Annotated in this window: 15 protein-coding genes and 1 other annotated feature; all 15 genes read right to left on the reverse strand. The window is 38.8% G+C overall.

Annotation, left to right across the window (positions count from 1 at the left end; translation table 11 throughout):
- Positions 1-308 precede the first annotated feature (308 nt).
- The 15 genes from sufB to EKM93_RS04645 all read right to left on the reverse strand — a co-directional run bounded on the left by sufB (position 309) and on the right by EKM93_RS04645 (position 12365).
- The gene (gene sufB, locus EKM93_RS04575) at positions 309-1745 is read right to left on the reverse strand and encodes a Fe-S cluster assembly protein SufB (RefSeq protein WP_125713528.1); all 1437 of its coding nucleotides are present in this window, start codon (positions 1743-1745) and stop codon (positions 309-311) included.
- A complete protein-coding gene (gene sufU, locus EKM93_RS04580; protein ID WP_125713530.1) occupies positions 1746-2231 on the reverse strand; it encodes a Fe-S cluster assembly sulfur transfer protein SufU in 486 nt (161 codons plus the stop codon).
- A complete protein-coding gene (locus tag EKM93_RS04585) occupies positions 2218-3456 on the reverse strand; it encodes a cysteine desulfurase (RefSeq protein WP_125713532.1) in 1239 nt (412 codons plus the stop codon). The genes sufU and EKM93_RS04585 overlap by 14 nt, the downstream gene beginning before the upstream one ends.
- Positions 3431-4744, reverse strand: coding sequence for a Fe-S cluster assembly protein SufD (sufD, locus tag EKM93_RS04590; protein WP_125713534.1), 1314 nt, complete (start codon positions 4742-4744; stop codon positions 3431-3433). Before sufD ends, EKM93_RS04585 begins: the two co-directional genes overlap by 26 nt.
- Before the next feature lie 3 nt (positions 4745-4747).
- Positions 4748-5551 (reverse strand): Fe-S cluster assembly ATPase SufC, encoded by an 804-nt coding sequence (sufC, locus tag EKM93_RS04595; protein WP_125713536.1) that lies wholly within the window; start codon positions 5549-5551, stop codon positions 4748-4750.
- 226 nt (positions 5552-5777) lie between these two features.
- The gene (locus tag EKM93_RS04600) at positions 5778-6599 is read right to left on the reverse strand and encodes a MetQ/NlpA family ABC transporter substrate-binding protein (protein WP_376923073.1); all 822 of its coding nucleotides are present in this window, start codon (positions 6597-6599) and stop codon (positions 5778-5780) included.
- Between the two features lie 40 nt (positions 6600-6639).
- Positions 6640-7338, reverse strand: a complete 699-nt coding sequence (locus tag EKM93_RS04605; RefSeq protein WP_225423628.1) for a methionine ABC transporter permease — start codon at positions 7336-7338, stop codon at positions 6640-6642.
- Positions 7322-8365, reverse strand: a complete 1044-nt coding sequence (locus tag EKM93_RS04610; RefSeq protein WP_125713540.1) for a methionine ABC transporter ATP-binding protein — start codon at positions 8363-8365, stop codon at positions 7322-7324. The genes EKM93_RS04605 and EKM93_RS04610 overlap by 17 nt, the downstream gene beginning before the upstream one ends.
- 44 nt (positions 8366-8409) lie before the next feature.
- Positions 8410-8640, reverse strand: a binding site (T-box leader).
- Between the two features lie 56 nt (positions 8641-8696).
- Positions 8697-9011: a glycine cleavage system protein H gene (locus tag EKM93_RS04615; RefSeq protein WP_125713542.1), complete on the reverse strand. Its 315-nt coding sequence runs from the start codon at positions 9009-9011 to the stop codon at positions 8697-8699.
- Positions 9012-9023: 12 nt separating this feature from the next.
- Positions 9024-10214, reverse strand: a complete 1191-nt coding sequence (locus EKM93_RS04620; RefSeq protein ID WP_125713544.1) for an FtsW/RodA/SpoVE family cell cycle protein — start codon at positions 10212-10214, stop codon at positions 9024-9026.
- Positions 10215-10239: 25 nt separating this feature from the next.
- Positions 10240-10467, reverse strand: a complete 228-nt coding sequence (locus EKM93_RS04625; protein WP_125713546.1) for a DUF2969 family protein — start codon at positions 10465-10467, stop codon at positions 10240-10242.
- Between the two features lie 9 nt (positions 10468-10476).
- Positions 10477-10767, reverse strand: coding sequence for a membrane protein insertion efficiency factor YidD (yidD, locus tag EKM93_RS04630; protein ID WP_125713548.1), 291 nt, complete (start codon positions 10765-10767; stop codon positions 10477-10479).
- A gap of 15 nt (positions 10768-10782) precedes the next feature.
- On the reverse strand, positions 10783-11004 hold the full coding sequence (locus EKM93_RS04635; protein WP_125713550.1) for a DNA-directed RNA polymerase subunit beta: 222 nt from the start codon (positions 11002-11004) through the stop codon (positions 10783-10785).
- A 14-nt stretch (positions 11005-11018) separates the two neighbouring features.
- Positions 11019-12011, reverse strand: coding sequence for a rod shape-determining protein (gene mreB / locus EKM93_RS04640; RefSeq protein ID WP_125713552.1), 993 nt, complete (start codon positions 12009-12011; stop codon positions 11019-11021).
- Between the two features lie 120 nt (positions 12012-12131).
- On the reverse strand, positions 12132-12365 hold the full coding sequence (locus EKM93_RS04645) for a DUF1146 family protein (protein WP_125713554.1): 234 nt from the start codon (positions 12363-12365) through the stop codon (positions 12132-12134).
- Positions 12366-12419: the final 54 nt, after the last annotated feature.

Raw genomic sequence — 12419 nt, forward strand, 5'->3', positions numbered from 1 at the left:
GTGCCTTGAATAATTAAATAACAAAAAGGCCTCCCGCGGTCGGGGAGACCTTCAAAGGATAAAAATTATCCTTCAACACCATTTGACAAACTTCCAAATAATTTTAATTGCTTACAAGTAGTATAGAGAACATCAGGTCTATAACTACTTCTATCCTGAACGTGAAGAACGCGGTGCAGATCAATTCGCACAGTTCATTGAGAAAGAGAAATATTTGTTTTAATCGCCGTTGTAGTTAGTTTACTTTTTCGAAAAAAAGAAGTACCAGAAACATTGATAAATCAACATTTCTAGCACTTAAATTGGCGTTAGCCTACACTGCCTTCCATTTCATAACTAATCAAACGATTCAATTCAACCGCATATTCCATAGGTAATTCTTTTGTAAATGGTTCTACGAAGCCCATGATAATCATTTCGGTAGCTTTTTCTTCAGAAATTCCCCGAGTCATCAAATAGTACAATTGTTCTTCTGAAATCTTAGAAACTTTCGCTTCGTGTTCCATTGAAACATTACCATTTTTGATTTGGTTATAAGGAATTGTATCTGAACTAGACTTTTCATCCATGATGATGGTATCACATTCAACATGGGCAAAAGAGCCATCACTCTTACGACCAAACCGGACAGTCCCCCGGTAATCCACAGCACCGCCATCTTTAGCAATTGACTTAGAAACAATTGAAGAAGATGTTTCAGGGGCATTATGAATCATTCTAGCTCCGGCATCTTGGTCAACGCCTTCACCGGCAACGGCGATGGACAACATTGTGCCGTGAGCACCGCGACCATTCAAATAAACACTTGGATATTTCATAGTAATCTTAGAACCTAAGTTACCATCAACCCATTCCATTGTCCCGTTTTCTAAAGCTTGGGCCCGTTTAGTTTCCAAACTATAAACGTTTTTAGACCAGTTCTGAATGGTTGTATAACGGCAATAAGCGTCTTTTAAGACGTTTACTTCAACAACTGCTGCATGCAAACTATCAGAAGAATAATTTGGTGCTGTACAGCCTTCAACGTAATTGACACTGCCGCCTTCATCAACAATGATCATAGTTCTTTCAAACTGACCAGAATTTTCGGCATTGATTCGGAAATAAGACTGCATTGGTGTATCCGTTTTAACGCCCTTTGGTACATAGATAAATGTCCCGCCAGACCAAACAGCTGAATTCAAAGCTGCAAATTTATTATCTGAAGGTGGAACTAATTTAGCCCAATATTGTTTTACCAAATCTGGGTATTCTTTTAAAGCTGTATCCATGTCGGTAAAGATAATCCCTAATTTTTGGAATTCATCTTTCATATTATGGTAAACCACTTCAGATTCATATTGTGCTGAAGAACCTGCCAAATATTTACGTTCAGCTTCAGGGACGCCTAGTTTTTCAAAAGTATCTTTGATTTCTTCAGGTACATCGTCCCAATCACGGTATTTCTTATCCGTTGCGGTTTGGAAATACAACATGTTCTTTAAATCCAAATCAGATAAATCTGGGCCAAATTCTGGCATTGGTAGTTTCTTATAAAGTTCATAAGACTTCAAACGGAAATCTAACATCCATTTTGGTTCTTTTTTATGCGCAGAAATTTGCCGTACAATATCTTCAGTCAAGCCACGGCCTGTTGAAAATGTTGGTTTCACATCATCACTAAAACCGTAATCATAATCTTCTTCTAATGTTGGTACCGAAGAAAGCATTTCTTCGTTATTTTTTGTATTTTTAGTATCTGCCATCTAATCACCCTCCTTGGAATCGTGCGAATGTAATTCGCCAATTTCAGCTGTATGGTCATCGGAAGCCAAGGCCTTATGCAAAGCTTTCCAAGCAAGCATGGCACACTTGATTCGAGCTGGAAATTGTTTAACGCCTTCTAAGACTGCTGCATCTTCTAAAATGTCGGTATTTACTTCTTTATCACCAACAATTAATTCAGAAAATACTTCTACCATGTTATCAGCCTGTGCTACTGTTTTACCTAAAACGGCGTCTGTCATCATACTAGCAGAAGCTTGAGAGATTGTACAACCCTCTCCAGAAAAGGCAATATCTTTAATTTTATCGTCTTCTAATTCCAGTTGTAATTGCAACACATCCCCACAAGTAGGATTGCGTAACTCAATATCACTCGTTGCCCCATCTAATGTTCCATGATGGTGGGGGTGTTCTGAGTGATCTAAAATCACTTGACGATATAAATTATCTAATCTAGATAGACCCATGTTTAAAGAACTCCTTTGCAGCCAAAATCGCATCTACTAAGCGATCTGCATCCTGTAGATCATTATATAGATAAAAGCTTGCCCGAGCAGTGGCTGGTACTGCTAGATACTTCATAAGCGGCTGTGCGCAATGGTGTCCAGCTCTGACAGCAACACCTTCCATATCTAAGGCAGTTGCTAAGTCATGGGGATGTAGCCCCTTTAAGTTAAACGCAATCACACCAGTATGCTTACTTGGATCTGCTGGACCATAAACTTCTAAGTCCTCAATCGCTAACAGCTTAGGCAACACATAATTTACAATATCTTGTTCATGCTGTTGAATATTATCCATGCCGATTTCATTCAAATAGTCTACCGCAGCCCCTAAACCGATGGCACCAGAAATATCTGGTGTCCCCGCTTCGAATTTCCAAGGCAATTCTTTCCAAGAGCTCTGATATAAATCAACAAAGTCGATCATTTCGCCACCAAATTCGATTGGTGCCATAGCTTCTAAGATTTCAGTCTTACCATAAAGTACGCCGATCCCCGTAGGACCTAACATTTTATGCCCAGAAAAAGCATAAAAATCAACATCTAAGTCTTGCACATCCACAGCCATATGCGGTGTGGATTGAGCGCCGTCACCGACCATAATTGCCCCATGTTCATGGGCGATTGCAGCCAATTCTTTAATCGGATTAACGACCCCTAATACATTAGACACATGGGCGATGGAAACAATTTTTGTTTTATCTGTAATTTGTTGTTTAGCATCTGCCATGTCTAAAGTACCATCATCATTCATCTTGATATACTTCAAAACAGCTTTTTTCTCTAATGCTAACTGTTGCCAAGGTACCAAATTACTATGATGTTCCATGTAAGAAATGACAATCTCGTCGCCTTCATGAACGTTAGCTTCACCATAACTGGCAGCAATCCAATTCAAACCTTGGGTTGTACCTCTTGTGAAGAGAATATTCTTTTTAGCTGGCGCATTGATAAAATCTGCAATCTTTTGCCGAGCAGCTTCAAATTGTTCTGTTGCCCGTTCAGCTAAAGTATGCACCCCACGATGCACATTAGAGTTATCTGTATAATAGTAATGATCTAAAGCTTCAACGACAGCTTTTGGCTTTTGAGTCGTTGCCGCATTATCCAAATAAACTAATGGTTCATCATTAACTTTTTGATCTAAAATCGGAAAATCACTTTTAATCGTCTTCAGTTGTTTGGCCATCTTGTAACTTCCTCTCAATCGTTTCTGTGAGTTGTGCTCTGGCAGCTTTGGCTGGAATTTCAGCTAAGACAGAGCCTAAGAAGCCACGAATAACTAGGCGTTCGGCCGTTTTCTTATCAATCCCACGACTCATTAAGTAATACATTTGCTGTTCATCTACACGTCCAACAGAAGCCGCATGCCCTGCACGAACATCATTTTCATCAATTAATAAAATCGGATTGGCATCACCAATTGATTTGTTAGAAAGCATCAACACTCGGTTTTCTTGTTGAGAATCAGAACCACGCGCACCTTTAACAATTTGGCCGACACCGTTAAATGTCAATGTTGCTTTTTGTAAAATAACCCCGTGCTGTAAAATATTACCAATTGTCCGACGGCCAAAGTTTGTGACTCTAGTTTCAACACCTTGTACTTGCTTACCTGTAGAAATGGCGACGACGTTAGCTTCAGCATGAGCGCCTTCACCTCGTAAAGCAGAGTTAAAATCACTGATGATATTCCCATTGCTCATAGCGCCAATTGCCCAGTCAATCCGGGCATCTTGCATTAAATGACCTTGACGGCTTAAATAAGTGGTTGTATTAGGTCCTAATTGGTCAACAGCCGAGAAATGAACGTAACTGTTATCTTTAGCCACAACTTCAGCCATAATATTCGCAATATTTTCAGTATCGCCAATAGTACCAAAGTTCTCTAGATAAGTCACTTCGCTGCCTTCATCTGCTAACAATAACAGATGGTGAACAAAGTCTTGAACTTGAGTACTGTCTTGGTAATAAAAGGCTTGAATCGGTTCTTTGATGACAACCCCTTTAGGGACATACAAGAAAGCGCCGTTGTTCATTAATGCTGCGTGAAAAGCGGTTAACTTACTGCTATCTGCCTTAACAGCCACTTGCATATAATATTCTTTTAATAATTCTGAATATTTTTGTTGTGCGGTAAAAATATCTGTTAAGATAACACCTTTGGCAGCTAAATCCTCGTCTAATTCAACTTTAGTTGTCGTTGTACCAACTTGCACGATAACGCCTGCTGCTTTTTCTTCAGCAATTGTGACTTTATCTAAAAGATCAGCCTTTGAAACCGTATCCGCAAATTCTTGTGTATTGGTCAATGGCCAATTTCGATAATTCATCCGTTCAAATTTAGGAAATTCTAAATCATCAAATTGGTTTAAGGCAGTCGTTCTTAAATCCGTCATCCAAGCAGGTTCTTCATGCGCTTTAGAAAAGCTTTGAACCTTATCCGGGCTGACCGGCAAAGTTTGTGCTAATTTCATGCCTTAATCCTCCTTTTTGTTATCGTCCGTCAAACTAACATCGATGCCTAACTCATCGCGTAATCCAGCGTAACCTTCATCTTCAAGTTTTTTAGCTAAGTCTGGGCCACCAGTCTTAACAACGCGGCCATCCATAATAATATGCACAAAATCTGGCACGATGTAGTTTAATAACCGTTGATAGTGGGTAATGATTAATGAACCAAAATCAGCACCACGTAGAGAATTAACACCTTTAGAAACAACTTGCAAGGCATCAATATCTAAACCAGAGTCAATTTCATCCAAAATGGCAAAAGATGGATGGATCATCATCAATTGTAAAATTTCATTACGTTTCTTTTCACCACCGGAAAAACCATGGTTTAAGTAACGTTCAGCCATTTCTTCATCCATATCCAAAATTTTCATGTTTTTATCTAACCGTTTTAGGAAATTCATCACTGAAATTTGATCATCTTCTGCACGGCGAGCATTGATCGCTGCGCGCATAAATTCAGCATTCGTGACTCCGGCAATTTCAGCAGGATATTGCATTGCTAAAAATAGCCCAGCACGTGCCCGTTCATCAACTGGCATCTCTAAGATGCTCTTGCCATCTAATAAAATATCCCCTTGTGTTACTTTATATGTTGGGTTACCCATAATTGTTTCGGATAACGTTGATTTCCCTGTTCCGTTAGGGCCCATAATGGCATGAATCTCACCAGTAGACATGGTTAAATTAACGCCCTTAAGAATTTCCTGGTACCCTTCCTCTTGTGTGTCGATACCGACGTGAAGATCTTTAACTTCTAATGTAGACATATACTTGAACCTCCATAGGTGAAATAAAATACTCAATAGTCTTATTCTAAGCTAAATGAGAACCGTTTTCAATCATTTTAAAATGATTATTGATAAAAATATAGTTTATCTAAATATTTTTTTGAAAGCCATTACAATTTTTATTTCTAAAGGCCTTTACTATCAGCCTAGATCACAAAAAAATCCTTGAGTCATCGCTGCCTCAGGGATTTTTATTTTTTATAAATTAGTCTTTAACTGGTAAAATGGCACCTTTATATTTCTTTTCAATCCATTGTTGTGTACTTTTAGATTTCAAAGCCTTTACTAATTTCTTAATTGCAGGTTTCTTTTCATCACCTTTACGTACGGCAATAATATTCCCATAAGGTGAAGAGCTCTTTTCTAAAGCAATGGCATCTTTAGTTGGATCCAATTTAGCACCAACGGCATAGTTGGCATTAATTGCTACTAAAGTACCTTCATCTTTATCCAATAGTTCAGGCATCAATTTTGGTTCAAAATCATATTCAAACTTTAATTTCTTAGGGTTCTTAGCAATATCTTTGAAAGTTGCATCTGTGGCCTTAACCCCTTTTTTCAAAGTGATTAATTTTGCATCTTTTAAGATCGTCAAAACCCGACCCCAGTCAGGTTTGTTGTTGCTGACCAAAACTTTAGAACCTTTTTTCACTTTTGAAAGTTTCTTAACTTCATTGGAATAAATGCCAATTGGTTCGATGTGAATTGCACCGGCATTAACAATATCTGTTTTATTTTTCTTGTTGTAATCTTCTAAAAACGGAATGTGTTGGAAATAGTTGGCATCAATATCTTTGGATAATAAAGCTTTATTAGGCATTACATAATCCGTAAATTTCTTGATTTTTAAATTGACGCCTTCTTTTTTCAATTGCGGTTGAACATGTTTCAAAATTTCAGCATGAGGGACAGGAGATGCCCCCACCGTAATTGTTGTAGCTGCTTTTGCTGTAGCGGTTTGTCCACCGGCAAAAACAAGTAAAGCCGCCCCAACGGCTGTGAAAGTTAATGCTAAAGTTCTTTTCAAATTCTTCATGATCTAATTCCTCCAATAAATATATTAATTATTAAGCGACCGAACGCTTATCAATTTTACGAACTGTGAAATCCCCAATGGCTTGGAAAATAAAGACAATAATCAAAATAACAACGGTAGAGGTCAGGGTAACGGCATTTTGGTTGGCCTGGAACCCATCTTGATAGGCTAAGTTACCTAACCCACCAGCACCAATCACACCCGCCATAGCAGTGTAACCAATTAATGAAATCCCGGTTACTGTAATACCTGAAATAATTGCTGGTAAACTTTCCGGCAACAAGACTTTCCACATCACTTGCAGCTTGCTAGCCCCCATCGCTTCGGCGGCTTCAATCACACCTGCATCGACTTCATGAAAGCCGATTTCAACCATCCGTGCATAAAACGGTGCTGCTGAGATGATCAATGATGGCATTGCTGCTCTAGGGCCAATAATTGTACCGGTAATTTGCTTCGTAATCGGAATTAACAGTACGATTAAAATAATAAATGGGATTGACCGGAAAACATTAACTAAAATGGCGGTTATTTTATTTAAAATAAAAGCGCCAGCACTGTGTTTCCCAGTTGTTTCATAAAGTAATAAGCCTAAAATAATACCGAATATAAAGACAAATACTACTGAAAATAAAGTCATCCAAACGGTTTCTCCCGTTGCTGTCCACAAAGCCTGCCAATCGACTTGTGAGAAATCAAAATATGACGCTAAGCTATTTGGATCTGCCACTTCGAATCACCTCCATATCCACACGCATTTGTTTCAAATAGGCTACTGCCTGTTCTAACAGTTCTGAATTGCCCCGTAACTGCAAATATAAGTTACCTAACGGGCCGCCTTGAGTTTGATGAATATTACCTTCAATAATATTTAACTGAACTTCAGGCATCTTTTTAAGCATTTCAGAGATAATCGGCAGCTTTGCCTGTTCCCCATGGAAAGTTAACTTCAGAATCAGACCATCTGGCACTTTAGCCAGTAATTCATCCAAAATAACCTCTGTATCTTCAGTTTCCGGATTAACTTCTTCTTGAACAAATTCTTTTGTTAAAGCAGCTTGTGGATATCTGAAAATATCTAACACAGAACCTTGTTCCACAATACGGCCGGAATCCATCACTGCCATATTTTGACAGATCTTTCGAACCACATGCATCTCATGGGTAATGACCACCATGGTAATATTTAACTTTCGATTAATCTTCAAAAGTAATTCTAAAACTTCCTCAGTCGTTGCTGGATCTAAGGCGCTGGTTGCTTCATCACAAAGCAAAATTTTAGGATCATTGGCTAACGCCCGGGCCACGCCCACCCGTTGTTTCTGACCACCAGATAATTCTGAGGGATAAGCATCCTCACGACCATCTAATCCGACTAAATCGATTAATTCCGCCGCTTTTTGGGCGCGCTGCACTTTGCTCACACCTTTTAATTCCAAAGGTAACTCAATATTTTGCCGAACTGTCCGGGACCATAATAAATTAAAATGCTGGAAAATCATACCGATCTCTTGACGGGTCTGACGCAATGCTTTGCCCCGCAGCTGGGTCATGTCCACATCATCAATTAAAACCTGGCCCGATGTAGGGGGCTCTAAACTATTAATCATTCGAACTAAGGTACTTTTGCCAGCGCCGGAATAACCAACAATCCCAAAGATTTCACCATTGCCAATTTTTAACGAAACCTTGTCAACGGCTGTAATCGTATTTTGGCGGGTATGATAAATTTTGCTGACATCTTTAAATTCAATCAAAAGCTCACTTCCTCTAAAAAAATGTAAAATAAAAAACGCCCTTAAAAAAGGACGTCTCAGACGCGGTACCACCTTGTTTTGCCGGTTCTTCACAAAACCAGCCTTCGTAACTCCATTGAGTTCTGGGTAACGGCACTACCGCAATTGGTTCGTCAAAACTCACCAATTGAACGCTCACAGACCATATTCAGCTATCGTTTTAGGTTTTCTCTCAGCCAAAATGAAAACTCTCTTAGCAAAAACGGTTAACTTACTCATCTGTTCTTCGCAAAAATTTAATTTGTAATTATTGAAATCATAATCAATCTTTGTCCAACTGTCAAGTTTTGTTTTAGGATTTTGTCACAATAATCTCTGCAATCCAGTTGTCCTTGCGATTGGTACTGTTCATTAATTCAGGCTCATCCGTGATTGCTGTATGCACTTTTTTGATTTCACCACTAATTGGTGCTGGTAAATCTAAAACAGCTTTTTCAGCTTCAACGGCTAATAAAGTATCCCCTTTTGTTAAGGTGCCCGCTTGACTCGGTAAATCTACAAACTTAACACGGCCCAATTCATCTTGTGCCTGAGGTGTTAAGCCTAGCCGAACGACGCCGGTATCTAATGTTTCTTGCCAAAAATATTCTGATTGTTGTGCTGCCATTATCTATCACACCTATCTGAAATTCTCATTTGTACTAAACATATAACTCTTATAATGATATCGCATCGACATAATCAATCCAATACCAATCATATTGCCCAGTAAAGACGATCCCCCTTGGGAGACAAAAGGCAATGGTATACCTGTCAATGGTAATAGGCCAATACTCATCCCGATGTTTTCAAAAACATGGAATAAAATCATCATAATGACCCCAGTGGAAATATAGGCATAAAATTCATTTTTTGTATCAACAATTACGCGAATCATTTGATAAATCAGTAAAAAGTAGAGCAGGACTAATGCACAGCCGCCAATGAAACCAAAGTTTTCGCCAATGACTGAAAAAATCATATCTGATTCTCGAACTGGAACATACACATCAGACTGATTAAAACCTTTACCAGTCAGCTGCCCAGAACCAATGGCTTTCATACTCTGCCACAGTTGGTAACCTTTGTCAGTTGTATTTTGTGAAGGATTGAGCCAGCTATCAATTCGGTCAAACTGATAACTCCGAAACCCAATTTTCATCAGTAAACTACGACCCCAGTCCGTGCCGACAAACGTAATTGCTGTCCCACCAATTAAAACGACACCGGAAATTAAAGGTGTTAGAATTTTCCAAGTAACCCCTGAAACTAATAAGACCCCGCCAAAGATGGCGAAGAATACAAGCATCGTCCCAAAGTCATTTTGTAATTTTAATAAAACAGCGACTGGTACTAAAACAAGGACCATTTTGCCGATTAAAAGCCAATCAAACTTTGGTGTATGTTGATTATAGCGGCTGTTATGCAGGTTTACCGTTCGCGCCAGCATCAAAATAAATGCCGGCTTCATCACTTCAGAAGGCTGAAAAGTCAAAGAGCCCAGTGCAAACCAGCTTTTTGCCCCAGTTTGAAGGTAATACGATCGACTATATAAAAACAAGACGGCCACTAATAAGAAGAGCCCTAAGCCGTAAACATAAGGCGCAATCCGCCAAAGCTGTTCGGCATCAAACTGCATGATGATGATAACCGCAATGGCACCAATTGCATACCAAAGCGTCTGAACAATCACTGCTCGGGTTGGACTTCCCGCTGATGAATCGTGACTGATCGCCACATATAAAGATAACAAGCCCACTAATGATAACAACATAATTGTTAAAATAATGCCATAGTCAATTCTTGAAGACCCGTCATTTGTTTCATTCATATTTCGAAAAACCCCTTAGGTACTTTTATCTTTGATGTAAGTTATACATCATCAATAAATCATTGATTGCATCGTCTAACTGTTTAAAATGTTTTGTTGCGGTATCCCCTAGCATTTGTGTTTCAAAACGCTGTGGTTCTTCTTCAATGATAACGCCAACTTTTTTGTCGTTGATCAACAATTCATAGCCTGCTTTTTCATTGATTGTTACATTATTGACTTTAACCGCAATATTTTGTTCTTTTTTGCGCATAAAAACTCCTTAATTATGGTTATAAAACTTCTTTGCAATGATTTCGTCTACATAGTCCTCAGGATGAGGATTGCGTCGTAACGTAAATTTATCTGGTACCGGATCAACGCCGCCTCTAATAAAGGGGTTGCAGCGGATAATTCGTGCAATACCCATGATGAATCCCTTAATAAAGCCATGTTTTTTTAAAGCAGATAACATGTAATTAGAACACGTTGGATAATAACGACAGCTTGGCGGGAATAACGGCGAAATAAAACGCTGATAAAAACGGACCAAATAAATCATAATTTGTTTCATGAAACTCCTCCAATTCTAGTGGAAGAAGTCAAAAATATGCTGCCATGTGCTAGGTAAAAACACCTTAAATGGATTACCGCCACCTAATTTATAGCCCACCATCGTACCAATAATCATCATGATTATGGCCACTAAAATGAGTAATAAAATCCGTTTTAAAATCCACCGTGGGTAACTGACCGGTTCAACATCATGATGTTTTTTAACATGATCGGTATGGACTTGATCTTGAGCCATGCTTCATATACCTCTTAACGTGTTTTTTTAGTATCGGATAAATGCTGCAATAAAATACCAGTGCCTAAAGCAACAGAATCCAATGGTTGATCGGCCAATAATACGGGTACTTGTAAATGCTCTGCGAATAAGCGATCGATCCCGCGTAATAAAGCGCCCCCGCCGGTGATCATAATACCATGATCAATAATATCTGCTGATAATTCTGGTGGTGTTTGTTCCAAGACACTCTTAGCAGCTTCAATAATAGTGGCTAAAGTATCATGCAAAGCCTCTTCAACTTCAATTGCCGTGACTTCTACTTCTTTAGGCAAGCCAGTAGCCATATCCCGGCCACGAACGGCTAGTTTTGCTTCTGGATCTGGTTCAAAAGCATAGCCAATTTCTTTTTTGATCATTTCAGCCGTATGGTCCCCGATTAACAAGCCATGTTTTTGTTTCACATAAGCGGACACATTTTGATCCATCTTATCTCCTGCTAAACGCAAGGATTGGCTGGTAACCACTTCGCCCATGGACAAAATTGCAATGTCGCTAGTCCCGCCGCCAATATCAATCACCATATTACCTTGTGGTTTAAAAATATCTAAGCCAGCGCCGACAGCGGCAACTTTTGGTTCAAATTCAAGATAAACATTTTTGCCGCCTGAAGCTTCTGCAGCCTCAATAATTGCTTTTTGTTCAATGGATGTTGTGTTTGTTGGTGCGCAGATTAAAATATCTAATTTAGATAATGCGCTTTTTACATTTAATTTATTGATGAAATAAGAAAGCATTTCTTCGGTTATGTCAAAGTCAGCGATAACACCATCTTTTAAAGGCCGAATTGCCCGAATATTACCAGGTGTACGCCCAACCATTTTATACGCATCAGAACCGACGGCTAAAACCTTCCCGTCAGACATATTAATGGCCACTACAGATGGCTCATTTAATACGATACCTTTGCCCTGAACATTGATCAAAACATTAGCCGTTCCTAAATCAATGCCGATACCTTTTGCCATGTCTGTTCCCCTCTCGTTAATTACGTTGATTGATTATATCATATAACAAACTATCTTAAAATAAGGCAATTTACGCCTTAATTATTTATTATACTCCTATGCACTTTACAATGAACAGAATTAATGGAGTAAATAAATAAAATTATGAGCTTGCTCTACTAAGCTCAAGAAAAAAGAACTGACATTGTAACCAATGGCAATCGCTAGAAAAACTAAAATTAGTTGTGCTTGCGGCACATGATCCCGTTTAATTAAAGCGTCAAAACGCAATGAACGGATGGCCCAAAAGGTCAGCACAATGAAAAATATATGGCTGAACGCTGTATAAACCGCTTGTAAGCCTACAATTTTCAAACTTCTTTACTCCTTTTTTATTCACTACTTTTAATATAACATAAAAAAAGAGAT

The sequence above is a fragment of the Agrilactobacillus yilanensis genome (assembly GCF_003946725.1).
In the GTDB taxonomy this organism is placed as follows: domain Bacteria; phylum Bacillota; class Bacilli; order Lactobacillales; family Lactobacillaceae; genus Agrilactobacillus; species Agrilactobacillus yilanensis.

What these genes read in the sequence shown, in the direction of transcription:
- sufB (WP_125713528.1), bottom strand. Translation starts at nt 1,745, where the DNA reads ATGGCAGATACTAAAAATACAAAAAATAACGAAGAAATGCTTTCTTCG.
- sufU (WP_125713530.1), bottom strand. Translation starts at nt 2,231, where the DNA reads ATGGGTCTATCTAGATTAGATAATTTATATCGTCAAGTGATTTTAGAT.
- EKM93_RS04585 (WP_125713532.1), bottom strand. Translation starts at nt 3,456, where the DNA reads ATGGCCAAACAACTGAAGACGATTAAAAGTGATTTTCCGATTTTAGAT.
- sufD (WP_125713534.1), bottom strand. Translation starts at nt 4,744, where the DNA reads ATGAAATTAGCACAAACTTTGCCGGTCAGCCCGGATAAGGTTCAAAGC.
- sufC (WP_125713536.1), bottom strand. Translation starts at nt 5,551, where the DNA reads ATGTCTACATTAGAAGTTAAAGATCTTCACGTCGGTATCGACACACAA.
- EKM93_RS04615 (WP_125713542.1), bottom strand. Translation starts at nt 9,011, where the DNA reads ATGGCAGCACAACAATCAGAATATTTTTGGCAAGAAACATTAGATACC.
- EKM93_RS04620 (WP_125713544.1), bottom strand. Translation starts at nt 10,214, where the DNA reads ATGAATGAAACAAATGACGGGTCTTCAAGAATTGACTATGGCATTATT.
- EKM93_RS04625 (WP_125713546.1), bottom strand. Translation starts at nt 10,467, where the DNA reads ATGCGCAAAAAAGAACAAAATATTGCGGTTAAAGTCAATAATGTAACA.
- yidD (WP_125713548.1), bottom strand. Translation starts at nt 10,767, where the DNA reads ATGAAACAAATTATGATTTATTTGGTCCGTTTTTATCAGCGTTTTATT.
- EKM93_RS04635 (WP_125713550.1), bottom strand. Translation starts at nt 11,004, where the DNA reads ATGGCTCAAGATCAAGTCCATACCGATCATGTTAAAAAACATCATGAT.
- mreB (WP_125713552.1), bottom strand. Translation starts at nt 12,011, where the DNA reads ATGGCAAAAGGTATCGGCATTGATTTAGGAACGGCTAATGTTTTGATC.